The sequence below is a fragment of the Priestia sp. YIM B13490 genome, from assembly GCF_042787735.1.
Lineage (GTDB): Bacteria > Bacillota > Bacilli > Bacillales > Bacillaceae_H > Priestia > Priestia megaterium.
On record NZ_JBHZOT010000004.1, the window covers coordinates 40,442 to 55,618 of the forward strand.

Below are 15,177 nucleotides of genomic sequence, written 5' to 3' on the forward strand. Positions count from 1 at the left end.
TTTAAAAAGATGTGAATCGCACCATGGCGTCATTCACGTTAGTCGTCAAGATGCATTATTTTTTGTCGTCGTTTACTTCTTCAAACTCTGCATCTACAACATCATCATTTTGAGCGCCTTGTTCACCTGCTTGCTGAGCTTGTTGAGCTTGCTCATACAATTTTACAGTTAACGCTTGAACGATTTCTTGAAGTTCATCTTTTTTCGCTTTGATTTCTTCAAGGTCATTCTTTTCAATCGCTGCTTTTAAAGCATCTTTTGCTTCGTTAGCTTTTGTTACTTCAGCTTCTTCTACTTTTCCTTCAAGATCTTTTAGTGTTTTTTCAGTTGTAAACACTAATTGATCTGCTTCATTGCGTAGTTCCACTTCTTCTTTACGTTGCTTATCAGCATCTGCGTTTTCTTCCGCTTCTTTTACCATGCGGTCGATTTCGTCATCTGATAAACCTGTTGAAGATTTAATTGTAATAGCTTGCTCTTTGTTTGTACCTAAATCTTTTGCACGAACGTTTACGATACCGTTTTTGTCAATATCGAATGATACTTCGATTTGAGGTACTCCGCGTGGTGCAGGTGGAATATCAGTTAACTGGAAACGACCTAGCGTTTTGTTGTCTGCAGACATTGGACGCTCACCTTGAAGAACATGAATATCTACAGCCGTTTGGCTATCTGCAGCCGTTGAGAATACTTGTGATTTACTTGTTGGAATCGTCGTATTACGCTCAATTAGCTTTGTAAATACGCCACCCATTGTTTCGATACCTAGTGATAAAGGCGTTACGTCTAGTAATACAACGTCTTTTACATCACCAGTTAATACGCCACCTTGAATTGCTGCACCAAGTGCAACTACTTCATCAGGGTTTACACCTTTGTGAGGATCTTGACCAGTTTCTTTTTTGATTGCATCTTGTACCGCTGGGATACGAGTTGAACCACCAACTAAGATTACTTTATCAAGTTCGCTTGCAGAAAGGCCTGCATCTTTTAAAGCTTGACGCACAGGAGCCATTGTACGCTCTACAAGGCCTGCTGATAACTCGTCAAATTTAGCACGTGATAAAGATACCTCTAAGTGAAGAGGGCCAGCTTCTCCAGCAGTGATAAATGGTAAAGAAATTTGTGTAGATGTTACGCCTGATAAATCTTTTTTCGCTTTTTCAGCCGCATCTTTTAAACGTTGAAGCGCCATTTTATCTTTGCTTAAATCAACGCCGTTTTCTTTTTTGAATTCAGCGACTAAATAGTCGATGATTACTTGGTCAAAGTCGTCACCACCAAGGCGGTTGTCACCTGCAGTTGCGCGAACTTCAAATACGCCGTCGCCAAGTTCTAGAATAGATACGTCAAACGTACCGCCACCAAGGTCATAAACTAAAACTGTTTGATCTTCATCTGTTTTTTCTAATCCGTATGCAAGTGCTGCTGCAGTAGGCTCGTTAATAATACGCTCTACTTCTAAACCAGCAATTTTACCAGCATCTTTTGTTGCTTGACGCTCAGCATCATTAAAGTAAGCAGGAACTGTGATAACAGCTTTTGTTACAGGCTCACCTAAATACTCTTCAGCATACCCTTTTAAATGTTGAAGAATGATAGCTGACATTTCTTGAGGCGTGTATTGCTTGCCTTCTGCTTCAACCTTATGGTCTGTACCCATATGACGTTTAACTGAAATAATTGTGTTAGGGTTTGTAATAGCTTGACGTTTCGCTACTTCCCCAACTTGACGCTCACCGTTTTTGAATGCCACAACTGATGGCGTTGTACGGTTTCCTTCTGGATTTGGAATTACTTTTGGTTCGCCGCCTTCTAATACAGCGACACAAGAGTTAGTTGTACCTAAATCGATACCAATGATCTTACTCATTGACAATGACCTCCTTCATAATATGTAGTGTTATTGATTCACTTTAACCATCGCAGGGCGGATGATTTTATCTTTTAATTTGTAACCTTTTTGAAGCTCTTCTACTACTGTGTTCGGTTCGTATTCATCGTCTTCTACTTGCATCACTGCTTGATGCTCGTATGGATCGAATGTTTTCCCGACTGATTCAATTGCTTCAACACCTTCTTTTTGAAGTGCCTCTACTAATTGACGGTATACCATTTCTACACCTTGCAGCACGGATTTAGTTTGTTCATCCGCTGTGTTAACTTGTAATGCACGTTCAAAGTTATCAAGTGCTGGTAAAATATCCGAAACTAATGATTGAGCACGGTATTTTTGAGCAGCTTCTGCATCGAGACGTGAACGACGACGGAAATTATCGAAATCAGCTTGTAGACGTAAGTAGCGATTCTCTTCTTCTTCAAGCTGTTGCTTTAATTGATCATTTTCTTGTTGAAGAGGGTTTACTTCCTCAGACACTTCAGCTTCAGTTGCTTCAGCAGAGTCTGTTTGAACTTCTTCAACCACTTCTTCGTTTTGTTCTTCTACTTGCTTTTCGTTTGACAATTCATTCACCTCCCTTAAATGTTTACACACATTTTCACATTTTAAACAACGTTTTTTATTTTATCACAGGGAAAGGATGGAAGTAATATATTCCACCCGATTCCTTTATTCTTTATACAAGTTTGTTAACACTTGAGACATATCTGATGACAGCAGCGTAAGCAAACTAATCACACGCGCATATTCCATGCGGGTCGGTCCCAGTATAGCAATTGTACCAAGCTGTTCGTGACCAAAGGAATAACTAGCTGTAATTAAGCTGCACCCTACCATTTCATTCAATTTATTTTCATGACCGATTTTCACATGTATGCCAGCCTCATTTGGGCTTAACAGCTTATAAAACTGCTGTTCATGTTCAATAATGTTAAACAGCCCGCGAATTTTATTAAGATCATGAAATTCCGGCTGAGCAAACATATTCGTTTTGCCGCCAACTACTAATTTGCCATTCATGTTGAGCTTTAATGCATCATTGAGTATATCCATCGTCTGCTCATATCCTTGAATGTGGCTTTTTAAGAGCGTCGCTACTTCTTTGTACATTTTATCATGTAAATCAGTAATGCGAACGCCGATGAGCTTTTCGTTTAAAATGTTAACCATTTTTTCAATATCGGAAGGTTGAATACTGCTCGGCAGCGTAATCGTCCGACTTTCAACGTGTCCTGTATCGGTCACAATAATGGCAACAGCTGACTGAGCCGTTAAAGGTAAAATCTGCAGCTGTTTTAACTTATGGCTGACCGCTTTTGGTCCTAGCACAATAGACGTTAAACTCGTTAAATCAGATAAAATTTGCGCTGACTTTTGAACGAGCTGCTCCAGTTCTACAATGCGTTCAGCGAATACCGAACGTACCGTGGAAACGTCGCTTGCTTTCAAGTGCTCGGGGGACACTAGATGATCAACATAATAACGATAACCTTTCTCAGACGGAACGCGCCCTGAAGAAGTATGAGTTTTTTCAATAAATCCAAGTTCTTCTAGGTCTGACATCTCATTACGAATCGTAGCCGAACTAAAATTAAACTCTTCTTTCTTAGATAATGTTCGAGAGCCTACCGGCTGCGCAGATCGAATGAAATCATCAATAATGACTTGTAAAATTAATAACTGTCGATCAGTAAGCACGCTTCATCACCTCTGTTAGCACTCTAAAACTCTGAGTGCTAAATCTAATAATAAATTACCAAATCACTATAGCGATGTCAACGATTTGATATTAGATTATCCCAATAAAGGCTTGAAAAACTTCATTCCCCAAAAATCGACCATTGTGTGTTAAAAAGACTGAGCTGTTGTCTTCACCCAAAAGTCCTTTCTCTTTGTATTCTTGAATAGGTTCTCCAAATACATCTTTTAATTCTCGATTGAATTTTTTCTTAAACTCCTCTTTTGAGACTCCCTTCGTTTTACGAAGGCCCAAAAACATTTCTTCTTCCATTTTTTCAGCCTCGGTCACGCTCACTTCATTGAGATATGCATTTCCGTTTTGCTCAACCGAATCAATGTACTTTTTTAATGGTCCAATATTTGCTCGTCTTATTCCGTCTATATAGCTATGTGCGCCTGCGCCAATTCCGTAATAATCGTCGTTGTTCCAATATGTTAAATTATGAATACTCTCGTAGCCTGGCTTTGCGAAATTACTGATTTCATATTGATGAAAACCTTGTTTGTCCATTTCTTTCATGAGCAGCTCATACATAGCTGCTTCTTCTTCTTGAGCAGGCAGAGGCAGCTTCCCTTTGTTCATTAAATTATAAAACACCGTTTTAGGTTCAATAATCAACGAATAGGCAGACATATGCTCCACCTCTAATGAAAAAGCCGTTTGAAGCGTCGAAGAGAAATCAGCTACCGTTTGCTCCGGCAGGCTATAAATTAAGTCTAAGCTTATATTCGACATTCCAATCCTTCTCGCTTGCTCAACACAATCAAATACCTGTCTGTTTGAATGCACACGTCCAATTTTCTCCAATAATCTTTCATTAAACGTTTGTACACCAATGCTTAAACGATTCACACCATAATCATGGAGAAGCTGAAGCTTTTCTTTTGTCAATTCATTCGGATTCGCTTCAAATGTAAACTCACCTTTTTCGTCATAAGGGAGGTACATACGAATCGATTCTAAAAAATACTCCAGCTGCTGTTCATCTAAGGCTGTGGGCGTTCCGCCCCCAACGAATATCGTGTTTAAATTGGTCGTTGGATAACGTTCGACTGTTTGTTTCATTTCTTCTCGCATGCTTTCCAAATACGGCATAACGGGCTGATTTTTGAAAAACACTTTATTAAAGTCACAATAATGACAAATATGATGACAAAACGGGATATGCAGATATGCTGCCTTCACCATGGACTTCCACCTCAATCACATTTATAAATGATAAAAATACCGCAGAGTCTCTCTGCGGTATTTTTATCTATGTTTGTTCACACTTATTTACAGCGCTCAAAACTCTTTACTATCGTATCAGATTAGCTTGATTTTCAAAACTAATTTGACATGTTAAATAATAGAATTTCAGCTATTAATCTTCGTCCATGCGAAGCACAGCCATGAATGCTTCCTGCGGTACTTCAACAGAACCGACCTGCTTCATACGTTTTTTACCTTCTTTTTGTTTTTCAAGAAGTTTACGTTTACGAGAGATATCTCCTCCGTAACATTTTGCTAAAACGTTTTTACGAATGGCTTTAATTGTTGAGCGCGCGACGATTTTTTGACCGATTGCCGCTTGAATAGGCACTTCGAACTGTTGACGTGGAATAAGCTCTTTAAGCTTTTCTACAATGACTTTACCACGATCGTACGCCGAATCTCTGTGTACGATAAAGGACAGTGCATCGACCGTTTCGCCGTTTAAGAGAATATCCATCTTCACAAGCTTCGAAGGCTGATATCCAATAAGCTCGTAATCAAACGAAGCATAGCCTTTTGTATTTGATTTTAATTGATCAAAGAAATCATATACAATTTCAGCCAGTGGAATTTCATATACAATACTCACGCGATTAGCATCCAAGTACTGCATATCAATAAAGTTGCCTCGCTTCTTCTGACAAAGCTCCATCACAGCACCTACATAATCGTTTGGTACCATCATCGTTGCCTTTACATACGGTTCTTCCACACGTTCAATCTTTTGTGGGTCCGGCATATTAGACGGATTATCTACAGACAGATGAGTCTCGTCTGTTAAATACACGTCATAAATAACGCTTGGAGCTGTTGTAATTAAATCAATTTTAAATTCGCGTTCAATACGCTCTTGGATAATTTCCATGTGAAGCAACCCTAAGAATCCACAGCGGAAACCAAACCCTAAGGCCTGAGACGTCTCTGGTTCAAACTGAAGTGCAGAGTCATTTAGCTCTAACTTTTCTAGTGCTTCACGAAGATCGTTATACTTTGCTGTATCAATTGGATACAGTCCGCAGTATACCATTGGATTCAGACGACGATAACCAGGAAGAGGTTCACTTGCTCCATTTTTAGCAAGTGTAATCGTGTCCCCTACTCGCGTATCTCCAACGTTTTTAATAGCTGCTGTTAAAAACCCTACGTCGCCAACAGAAAGTTCATCTTTAGCAACGGCTTTTGGCGTTAACACACCTAGCTCCGTTACCTCAAACTCTTTTCCTGTTGCCATCATTTTAATTTTGTCGCCTACTTTTACTCGTCCCTGTACGATACGAATAGATGCAACTACACCTCTGTATGCATCATAAAATGAATCAAAGATCAGCGCTTGAAGCGGTGCATCTGGATCCCCTTCAGGAGCAGGAACTTTTTCAACAATTTGTTCTAAAATTTCTTCGATACCAATTCCTGCTTTAGCTGAAGCTAATACAGCTTCCGACGCATCTAATCCAATTACGTCTTCAACTTCTTGACGCACTCGCTCTGGCTCTGCACTCGGCAGGTCAATCTTATTAATAACAGGTAAAATTTCAAGGTTGTTATCAAGTGCTAAATACACGTTTGCTAGTGTTTGAGCTTCAATACCTTGAGCTGCATCTACTACTAGAATTGCACCTTCACACGCGGCTAAACTTCGCGACACTTCATATGTAAAATCGACGTGTCCCGGTGTATCAATTAGATGAAAAGTATACTCTTCTCCATCTTTTGCTTTGTATTGAAGCTGCACAGCATTTAATTTAATGGTAATTCCACGTTCACGTTCCAAATCCATCGAATCTAAAAGCTGAGCTTTCATTTCTCGCTGTGTTAACGCATTTGTTTTTTCTAAAATACGGTCTGCTAATGTTGACTTACCGTGGTCTATATGAGCAATAATCGAAAAGTTTCTGATTTTCGATTGTCGTTTCAATCTTGCTTCTCTATCCATATTTTTTTCACTCCTACTGAAAATCGGCAAAATACACTAAACTAAATTATAACAACACATTCGTCAACATTCAATAAGCATTCCATTGGGGATTTTTCCATACAAAAAAGCAGAAAGAGATTCTGCTTTTAATTAAGAAGATGATGGATAGCCTTAAAAGCTTTTCCTATTGTACTTTTCACGCCTTCCGCTAAACTTTGACCTAGCGAGGAGAAAAAGTTAAAAGCCTTTCGTTTTTCTAGAAACTGCTGTTTTTCGTCAATATTCACGACTTTTTTTGAACCTAAAACAGCCGCTTCCACCTGACCATCTGACGTTTTAGAAACATTAATAACATGTTCAATCGAAGGATCATTATATCCCTTCATTTTAATCAACCCTTGCTGAGCCGTCTGCATCCCTAAAAATACAATGCACAGTAAAAAAATGGTTAGCACTACTGATTTTAAAGTAAATTTAATCATATTATTAGGCCCCTTACTTCTTTATCTTCTGTAGTACTAACCATTATGACTATATTGTGAAGAACTCATTCATCTAAAAGCGTATTAATGAGTATAGGCTCCAAAGTTCTCTTGATCCACTTCATGATGCAAAGCAGCGTTAAGTCCTCCTGCAACTACATTAGCCATATCTTCAATAAACATATCCACTTCTTTTGGCGTAACCATCAAATTATGGCCTAAAGGTGCAAGCACTTCATGAATAAGACGTCTTTTTTCTTCATCGGGAAGGGTGCCAATCATACCGAGATACGTTTGACGCTGCTCTTCATTAGGTAAATCATCCTCCGTGAGCTTCTTTTTTTCTCCAAACGTCATACCAGACGGAAGCAGCGACTTAGACGGCTTTCCCTGCTCTTTCATTTCTCGGCCAAAATGTTTTAAGATAAAGTCAATTGTATCGCTTGTAATGGAAACAGCATCCACCACCGTTGGAATACCTATTGCAATAACTGGAATGCCAAGTGTTTCATAACTGATTTCTTTGCGTTTGTTTCCAACCCCAGACCCCGGATGAATACCTGAATCTGAAATTTGAATGGTCGCATTTACCCGTTCAATCGAACGAGCGGCCAGCGCGTCGATTGCAATGATAAAATTTGGATTCACTTTCTTTACAACGCCAAAGATAATATCACTTGTCTCAATACCCGTCATTCCCATTACTCCCGGGACAATGGCGCTAACGGGTCTAAAGCCATCTTGCACGCTTTCAGGCTGTAGCTCAAACAGATGTCTTGTAATCAACAAATTATCTACTGCCTTTGGTCCAAGCGCATCTGGTGTAACACTTAAGTTTCCAAGACCCACTACAAGACAGCTAGCATCATCTGGAATGTTGAGGCTTTTAATAAAAAAATTCAGCTCTTTAGCAAATACTTCTTCCATGGCCTCTTGCTTTTCAGTATCCTGCTCGCGAATGCCTACCGATTCAAGGGTTACATATCGGCCTTTTTTCTTACCGATTGCTTCTGCGCCTTCTTCCGTAATTTCTACCATTGAAATTTTGACACCTTGTTCTTCTTTTTCTTTTACAATTACGCCTTTGATTTCTGACTGATTATTCGGTTTAGGCTGATTTTCTAACGCTATGTCTTTTGCTTCGACAGCTAAATCCGTGCGCACGCTATATTGACTTAAATCAAGTTCTTTTTCCATTTCTTAACCTCCTAGACAATCTTTGTTGAAATTATTGTCACCGAGGACTGGCAGATTCATGCATTTAAGAAATGAAAAGTGGAAGGAAGGGCGCAATATCAGCTACAAGCTTTTAAAGAGAGCTCTGTCATATAAAATTCCTTGTCAAGGCTATTGCATTCTGTCCTTGTGTTTGATAAAATATCTTTTGTTCTTATTGTGAAGAATGTCGAGTTCTATATAATCTCGATTGTTATCATTTCGGGAGGTGAAACGGATGCCAAACATTAAATCAGCTATCAAACGTGTAAAAACTACTGAAGCTCGCCGTGCTCATAACATTCAAGCTAAATCAGCTATGCGTACTGCAATCAAAAACTTTGAAGCTTTAGTTGAAAACAACGATGTAGATAACGCAAAAGCAGCATTTGCTGTTGCTTCTAAAAAATTAGACAAAGCTGCACAATCTGGTATTATCCACAAAAATGCTGCAGCTCGTCAAAAATCTCGCTTAGCAGTAAAACTTAACGGTTTATCTGCATAATTGAGACAAAAACGATCCCATTAGGATCGTTTTTTTATTGCGCTCTTTTTAATAAAAACAGCTGTAAAATAAGCGCTTTATCCATTTTCCCCGTCTTCATTTCATAATCTGCCTCTGCTAAATCCTTTAAAATTTCTTTAAGCTGCTGTTCCTCAAAACTTCTGCTCTGCTGCAAAGCAATTTTCACACGAAACGGATGAACCTTAATCGTTTGAGCAATTTGCTGCTGACCGTACCCTTGACTAGACAGCTGCTTCGTATGATAAATCAAACGAAACTGCGTCGCTAACAAAGATAAAATTTTAATAGGCTCTTCGTTATTACGCAGTAAATCCTGATACATATTTAAAGCAGTAGAAACCTTTCGCTGAATAACAGCGTCAATAAGTGTAAATACATTTTGTTCAAGCGTTTTTGCCACAAGCTTAAGCACAACTTCTTTTGTAATGACTCCGTCTTGTCCAACGTATAACACCATTTTTTCAATTTCATTTGTCACAAGCGTTACATTAAGACCCACAAGCTGAATAAGCAGCGTCACAGCATCTTCATCCATATTCACTCCATCTTTTGAAAGTAAATTATGAATCCACTGCTTCATTTCTTTTTCACCAAATTCGTTCGCTTCGATGTAAGCTGCTTGTTTTTTTAATAATTTTGTTATTTTTTTTCTTTCATCCAGCTTTTCATAAGGGGCTAGTAGAATTAACGTTGAAAAAGACGGGGGCTGCTCCACATATTGCTGCAGTTTTGCTAGATCATGCTCTACTTTATCTTTCGATTTTTCAGCCGTTAAAAATGCTGCATTTTTCGCAACCACTACACGCTTGTCTCCTAAAAAAGGAAGCGTTTCAGCATCTTCTAGAACTTGATCAATCGATGTTTCTTCTAAATCGTATAGTGACAAGTTAAATTCTTTATCTTCTTCATTTAACGTATAGCCGACGATTTTATCTCTAATCTTTTTACTCATAAATGCATTGACCCCGTGTATTAAGTAAACGGGGGCTATATTATTTTTGGTAATACTTTTTAAGCTATCAACTGCCAACGTATATACGCTCCTCTTTTTTATTCATCTATATTGATTATGTATAGTTACTGATAAACAAAATACAATTTCTATCGTAAAGGTGTTATGAGTTTTTGGCAACAATACAAAAGGAATTGCCTTAAAACGACAATTCCTCAGTTTATGATAAACATTAACAATATAAGCCCTAGGTTACTTATTTGTTAATGATTAAACCCTTATCTCTATTTTCTCCTCATGTCCATAAAGTATAGTTGTTAACTGTTGTCAGTTTGTGAAAACGCTTTTAAATTGTCTAGATTTTTAAAAAAAGTTAGATTATACTGTAAACAGGAGGGGTGTTAATGAACCAATTTGAAGAAAGTGTCCAAAGTAAACGCAACGACGCTGTCGATTCTGCCGTAGGATTTGGTGTTTCATTTGGCTTTTTCACTGCCTTATTTGTTATTGCAACTGTGATTCACTACTTGGGTTCGTAAAATTGCTTCAAGGCTGCTTCTTAGCAGCCTTTTTTAGTTCGTTTTTCTTACTATAGACTATGGAAGTTGCTGCGAAAACGTTCCTGACTTTTTTGTAAATTCATACATTACCCCACCATCTTCATCCGTTCGATAAATATACACTCCGTAGCTTTTCAGAAGCTCTAATATTTCTTGATGAGGATGACCATAACGATTTTTTTGTCCCGCTGAAACAAGCGCTACTTTAGGATTTAAATGTTGAACAAACTCTTCTGAAGTTGAAGTTTTACTGCCATGATGCCCAACTTTTAATACATCTGCTTTAAGGTTTGGAAAGGCTTTCAATATTCTTTGTTCTCCTTCCCTTTCTAAATCTCCGGTGAATAGCCATCTTAAATTTCCTAACTTAGCGTCTATTACAATTGAGCCGTTGTTGCTCGTTTCTTCGAAACCTGTCGGAGAAATAATCTGAAATAACACACCTCCTTCTTGCCAGCTATCTCCTTGTTGAACAATTTGAACAGGCACGCTTTGTTTTTGAGCAGCGATCACCAAGCCAGTCTCTACATCATTTAATTCAGCTTTTTTCCCAAGCACCAGCTCTCCGACAGCCACTTGTGAAAATAAATGCTGTGCCGCCCCTGCGTGATCATAATCGCCGTGTGTAATAATCATTTTATCTACCCTTGTTATTCCTTTTGAATGCAAAAAGGGAACAAGTACATCTTCTCCCACGTCAAAAGAAGAACGCCGTTTTTGCCATGGTTCTTTTGGAAATGAAACGGTTCCTCCGGTATCGATCATATACACACCTTTTCGATAAGGAAGCTCAATGATAAAGCAGTCTCCTTGTCCTACATCGACCATTGTGACCGTTCCTTTTGGATTCAAATAAGGATACATACATTGTGCGGCTAACAATGCCACGAGAAGAAACATATAGCGAACGAAAAATTCTCCTTCTTCGACCGCCACAAATAAAGCATAAATGCATAAGTACATGCCCAAAAACAGCACAATGTGGGGTTTTCCCGTTACAAAATCAGCGGGAATCCACTCAAAAAAGCCAAGCAATTTTTCACAAAAAAGTAAAAGAATATGAAGAATCTGCTCCAGCAGTTCACTCACTCCCGGCAAGAGGATACGAACAAAAAGAATGAGCAAACAAAGAGGTAATATAACAAGAGAAAACAGCGGTACAAAAACCATATTTAATGGCAAACTGAGGAGAGATACTCCATAAAAATAGTACAACAATAAAGGAAGTGAACTGACTTGTGCAATCGCTGAAACAACCATGAGCTGGCTGAAAGAAGAATGAAAACGAGGTAAAATCGTCTGACTCGATAAAATCAATGCAAAACTAACGGCAAAAGAAAGCTGAAATCCTACATCAAATAAATAGTACGGCTTAAAAAGCAGCATGGCTATAAAAGCAAGGCTGATGCTATCAACCAAAAGAATTTTTCTTTGTATCTTTATCGATATAAGCATCAGCATACTCATAAAAACAGCTCGGACAACTGAAGCGCTGCCACCAGCCAAAACCATGTATACAGGAAGAAGCACAAGTAAAAGCGTAATGGCTCGCTCGCGCGTTATTCCAATCCGAATGAGCAAATAAAAACACATTGCTGTCAGCAGTCCAACATGAAGACCTGATATGGCAAGCAAGTGTATTAAACCAAATTGCTGATAGCGCTTGATACTCTCTTCTTCGATGCCGGTGCGCTCGCCGTAAATTAGTGCCTGCATAAACCCAGCGCCTGGATCCGACATATTTTGTTGAATATAATTAATTCCTTTTTGACGAATAAAGGTAAGGTACGTAAGTGGAGTTAGAGTGGGGAGCTGGCATTTTACCAAATCAAGTCTCTTGACGTTAAGCTGCCAATGAATAGACTGATGGTACAAATATTGCTGATAATCAAATGCATGAAGGTTGCGAGCAGGTGAAGGAGAAGTTAATTGCCCCGCTAGTTGACAAACTTGATGAATCGTTAGCTTTTCGAGCTGCTGTTTCTCTTCCAACGTTTTTAGTTTATAAAAAGCCATGACCTCTTCATTTTGAACCGTAAACTTAAAAGTAAGCTTGTCGCCGTCACTATGCGGCACAGATGAAATTTCGCCTGTAAAAGAAGAAGATTCAGTTAAAAGAACCGTTTTGTTATGCTTATTTGTCTCAGCTAATAGGCAGACGCACAAAACACTCAACAGTGCAGAAGTAATAACCACTTTCCTCGGACATTGTAGCCATTGAAAAATGAAAAGCACGATTAGCAAAAACAGGCTTACAGCGGAATGATTATCATATACATATAAAGCTATCATCATGCTAAAAGCACAGTAAATATAATATCCTTTCACTTTTAGCTCCTTTCTTCTTAAAAGAAAGAGGCTTCTTACTGTTACTAAGTAAAAAACCTCTTTTACCTTTAATTTGCAGTAAACAAAGCGAGAGCTTCACGCTGTAAATTCATCACTTCTGCTTCGTCCGCTCCGCTTTTTTCTAAACGAGCGAGAACATCCGTCACAAATTGAAGCTTCTCTTTACTTTTTAAGTCAATGATTGCTTCATCAAGTTCAACTTTTGCTGTTTTCACTCCCGCCTGTTGAAATAACTCAACAGCATACGGATGATTTTTGTAATCATTAGCGTAATATACTGTTTTAATTCCCGCTTGAATAAGGGCTTTACAGCAGTTTAAACACGGAAAATGCGTGACGTATACTTCCGCATCTTCTGTTTTCACACCAAACTTAGCACACTGCAAGAGTGCATTCACTTCTGCATGAACAGTTCTTACACAGTGTCCATCAATCACATAACAGCCTTCGTCAGCACAATGCACGCCTCCGCTGATCGAGCCGTTGTATCCTCCAGCTATAATACGTTTATCACGCACCACTGTAGCCCCAACAGCCAGACGTTCACAAGTGCTTCTTAAGGCTAGCAAATGGCTTTGTGCCATAAAATATTGATCCCATGAAATCCGGTTCATCTCATTCCCTACCTTTTTATTTAAAACTGAATAATTATAATTATACTTGTCTCTTTCATAGTGTAGCGTTTCTTTTCCTTCTTCGTCAATAAGTCTCTACTGTACCGTAATTTGAGCTTTAATTTTTTCTAGCGACTTCTCGCCAATACCTGATACTTGCCCCAAATCCTCTACTGTTTGAAACAAGCCATTTTCCTCTCGATATGAAACGATGGCACTCGCTTTTGAAGGTCCAATGCCATTTAGTGTTTGCAGTTCATCAGTGTTCGCTGTATTGATATTAACAAGGGGCTGATCATTTGAGGTTCCTGAGGAAGAGATTGAAGAAACTGGAGATGAAGGCGGGATTTCTTCTCCAGCAGCTGGGATGTAAACAGCCATTTCATCTTGTAGCTTGCTAGCTAAGTTGAGCTGTCTTAAGTCCGCTTCTTTTGTAGCGCCTCCGGCTTGTGCTAGAGCATCTTTTACCCTTGCATCTTTCGGAAGCTGGTATACACCGGGCTTCTGAACAGCTCCTTTAATATCCACCATAACAAACGGAGAATCTTGGCTCGAAATTACTTGATCAGACGACTCTCCTTCTTTTTTTACAGCAGAAGATTCTGCCTTTATCATATCTGAGGTTTGAAGAGAACTTTCCGGTTTCTCTCCGCCTGTGCGATAGATATAAAAAGCCAAGCCAACTGCTAAGCAAATACACCCAATTAGCCATTGTTTTTTTGAAAAAGTCAAATTGTACACTCCTTTGAATTTTGAAGTAACGTCATAAATTCCATTACGTCTTCATAGTGTTTAGAAGAAAAGGCTTTTGAAGGAGGGAATGAATCAGTGAACATAGGGTTTATCGGAACAGGAAACATGGGGAAAATATTAATTGATGCGTTTATTGAATCAAAAGCCGTACGTCCTTCTAAAATTACTATTATGAATCGCACAAAAAAAAGAGCCAAAGAGATTCAACAGCAGCATAAAAAAATTCATGTTGCTGATACAGCTGAAGAAGTTGTTCACGCATCCAAAGTCATTTTTATTTGTGTTAAGCCATTGGATATTCACCCCCTTTTAATAAAATTAGAACCACTGCTGACGAAAGATCATTGCATTGTATCCATTACCAGTCCAATTAGCGTAGAACAAATCGAACGCCTCATTCCGAGTCAAGCAGCTAGAATTATCCCCAGCATTACGAATCGGGCATTAGCAGGTGTTTCTCTTTTCACGTTTGGAGAAAGGTGTACGCCTTTTTACCAAAATTATTTACATGAATTATTTTCATCTATGTCAAAGCCTGTGGCTATTGATCAAACGATTACGCGCGTATCATCCGATATCGTAAGCTGCGGTCCTGCATTCTTCAGCTTTTTGCTTCAACGCTTTATTGATGCAGCAGTTCAAGAAACAAATATTTCTGAAGAAGAAGCTACCGTCATGGCCAGTGATATGATTATTGGAATGGGAAAACTGTTGGAAAAAGAAATATTTACGCTTCCTACCTTGCAGGATAAAGTATGCGTAAAAGGCGGTGTAACCGGAGAAGGTATTAAAGTTTTAGAAGCTGAACTCGGAGAGATGTTTGTGCACGTATTTCAAAAAACACATGAAAAATTTGACGAAGACATTGAGCTTGTTCACAATCAGTTTGATAGTCTTATTCCATAATTTCTGTAGA

Annotated in this window: 14 protein-coding genes; 3 read left to right on the forward strand and 11 right to left on the reverse strand. The window is 38.8% G+C overall.

What is annotated here, in order from left to right:
• Window positions 1–55: 55 nt before the first annotated feature.
• The 7 genes from dnaK to gpr all read right to left on the reverse strand — a co-directional run bounded on the left by dnaK (window position 56) and on the right by gpr (window position 8,489).
• Entirely contained in the window at window positions 56–1,873 is a 1,818-nt protein-coding gene (gene dnaK / locus ACFX4R_RS14575; protein WP_013059242.1) for a molecular chaperone DnaK, read from the reverse strand.
• A 30-nt stretch (window positions 1,874–1,903) separates the two neighbouring features.
• The gene (grpE, locus tag ACFX4R_RS14580) at window positions 1,904–2,464 is read right to left on the reverse strand and encodes a nucleotide exchange factor GrpE (RefSeq protein WP_013059243.1); all 561 of its coding nucleotides are present in this window, start codon (window positions 2,462–2,464) and stop codon (window positions 1,904–1,906) included.
• A gap of 105 nt (window positions 2,465–2,569) precedes the next feature.
• Window positions 2,570–3,598: a heat-inducible transcriptional repressor HrcA gene (gene hrcA / locus ACFX4R_RS14585; RefSeq protein ID WP_043976185.1), complete on the reverse strand. Its 1,029-nt coding sequence runs from the start codon at window positions 3,596–3,598 to the stop codon at window positions 2,570–2,572.
• A gap of 91 nt (window positions 3,599–3,689) precedes the next feature.
• A complete protein-coding gene (hemW, locus tag ACFX4R_RS14590; protein WP_043976183.1) occupies window positions 3,690–4,829 on the reverse strand; it encodes a radical SAM family heme chaperone HemW in 1,140 nt (379 codons plus the stop codon).
• A gap of 175 nt (window positions 4,830–5,004) precedes the next feature.
• The gene (lepA, locus tag ACFX4R_RS14595) at window positions 5,005–6,828 is read right to left on the reverse strand and encodes a translation elongation factor 4 (RefSeq protein WP_013059246.1); all 1,824 of its coding nucleotides are present in this window, start codon (window positions 6,826–6,828) and stop codon (window positions 5,005–5,007) included.
• 128 nt (window positions 6,829–6,956) lie between these two features.
• A complete protein-coding gene (locus ACFX4R_RS14600; RefSeq protein WP_013085063.1) occupies window positions 6,957–7,292 on the reverse strand; it encodes a DUF3679 domain-containing protein in 336 nt (111 codons plus the stop codon).
• A gap of 84 nt (window positions 7,293–7,376) precedes the next feature.
• Entirely contained in the window at window positions 7,377–8,489 is a 1,113-nt protein-coding gene (gene gpr, locus ACFX4R_RS14605; RefSeq protein ID WP_043976177.1) for a GPR endopeptidase, read from the reverse strand.
• A 256-nt stretch (window positions 8,490–8,745) separates the two neighbouring features.
• Between gpr and rpsT the strand changes: the two genes are divergently transcribed.
• The gene (rpsT, locus tag ACFX4R_RS14610) at window positions 8,746–9,012 is read left to right on the forward strand and encodes a 30S ribosomal protein S20 (protein WP_013059249.1); all 267 of its coding nucleotides are present in this window, start codon (window positions 8,746–8,748) and stop codon (window positions 9,010–9,012) included.
• A 34-nt stretch (window positions 9,013–9,046) separates the two neighbouring features.
• On the opposite strand, the gene holA is transcribed toward rpsT, so the two are convergent.
• Window positions 9,047–10,063, reverse strand: coding sequence for a DNA polymerase III subunit delta (holA, locus tag ACFX4R_RS14615; RefSeq protein WP_043976175.1), 1,017 nt, complete (start codon window positions 10,061–10,063; stop codon window positions 9,047–9,049).
• A 326-nt stretch (window positions 10,064–10,389) separates the two neighbouring features.
• Here holA and ACFX4R_RS14620 point away from each other — a divergent pair, with 326 nt between their 5' ends.
• On the forward strand, window positions 10,390–10,524 hold the full coding sequence (locus tag ACFX4R_RS14620; protein WP_013059251.1) for a YqzM family protein: 135 nt from the start codon (window positions 10,390–10,392) through the stop codon (window positions 10,522–10,524).
• 57 nt (window positions 10,525–10,581) lie between these two features.
• On the opposite strand, the gene ACFX4R_RS14625 is transcribed toward ACFX4R_RS14620, so the two are convergent.
• From ACFX4R_RS14625 to ACFX4R_RS14635, 3 genes are all read right to left on the reverse strand, one after another.
• Window positions 10,582–12,873 (reverse strand): DNA internalization-related competence protein ComEC/Rec2, encoded by a 2,292-nt coding sequence (locus ACFX4R_RS14625; RefSeq protein WP_377569873.1) that lies wholly within the window; start codon window positions 12,871–12,873, stop codon window positions 10,582–10,584.
• Between the two features lie 68 nt (window positions 12,874–12,941).
• On the reverse strand, window positions 12,942–13,508 hold the full coding sequence (locus ACFX4R_RS14630; protein ID WP_025750557.1) for a ComE operon protein 2: 567 nt from the start codon (window positions 13,506–13,508) through the stop codon (window positions 12,942–12,944).
• Window positions 13,509–13,604: 96 nt separating this feature from the next.
• The gene (locus ACFX4R_RS14635; RefSeq protein ID WP_043976171.1) at window positions 13,605–14,240 is read right to left on the reverse strand and encodes a helix-hairpin-helix domain-containing protein; all 636 of its coding nucleotides are present in this window, start codon (window positions 14,238–14,240) and stop codon (window positions 13,605–13,607) included.
• Window positions 14,241–14,336: 96 nt separating this feature from the next.
• Here ACFX4R_RS14635 and comER point away from each other — a divergent pair, with 96 nt between their 5' ends.
• Window positions 14,337–15,167 carry a late competence protein ComER gene (gene comER, locus ACFX4R_RS14640; RefSeq protein WP_025750559.1) on the forward strand — a complete coding sequence of 277 codons (831 nt, stop codon included), beginning with the start codon at window positions 14,337–14,339 and terminating at the stop codon, window positions 15,165–15,167.
• The last annotated feature ends 10 nt before the right edge of the window (window positions 15,168–15,177 follow it).

Excerpts from the sequence above, each read along its gene's own strand:
- dnaK (WP_013059242.1), bottom strand. The coding sequence starts at position 1,873 with ATGAGTAAGATCATTGGTATCGATTTAGGTACAACTAACTCTTGTGTC.
- hemW (WP_043976183.1), bottom strand. The coding sequence starts at position 4,829 with ATGGTGAAGGCAGCATATCTGCATATCCCGTTTTGTCATCATATTTGT.
- lepA (WP_013059246.1), bottom strand. The coding sequence starts at position 6,828 with ATGGATAGAGAAGCAAGATTGAAACGACAATCGAAAATCAGAAACTTT.
- ACFX4R_RS14600 (WP_013085063.1), bottom strand. The coding sequence starts at position 7,292 with ATGATTAAATTTACTTTAAAATCAGTAGTGCTAACCATTTTTTTACTG.
- gpr (WP_043976177.1), bottom strand. The coding sequence starts at position 8,489 with ATGGAAAAAGAACTTGATTTAAGTCAATATAGCGTGCGCACGGATTTA.
- rpsT (WP_013059249.1), top strand. The coding sequence starts at position 8,746 with ATGCCAAACATTAAATCAGCTATCAAACGTGTAAAAACTACTGAAGCT.
- ACFX4R_RS14620 (WP_013059251.1), top strand. The coding sequence starts at position 10,390 with ATGAACCAATTTGAAGAAAGTGTCCAAAGTAAACGCAACGACGCTGTC.
- ACFX4R_RS14630 (WP_025750557.1), bottom strand. The coding sequence starts at position 13,508 with ATGAACCGGATTTCATGGGATCAATATTTTATGGCACAAAGCCATTTG.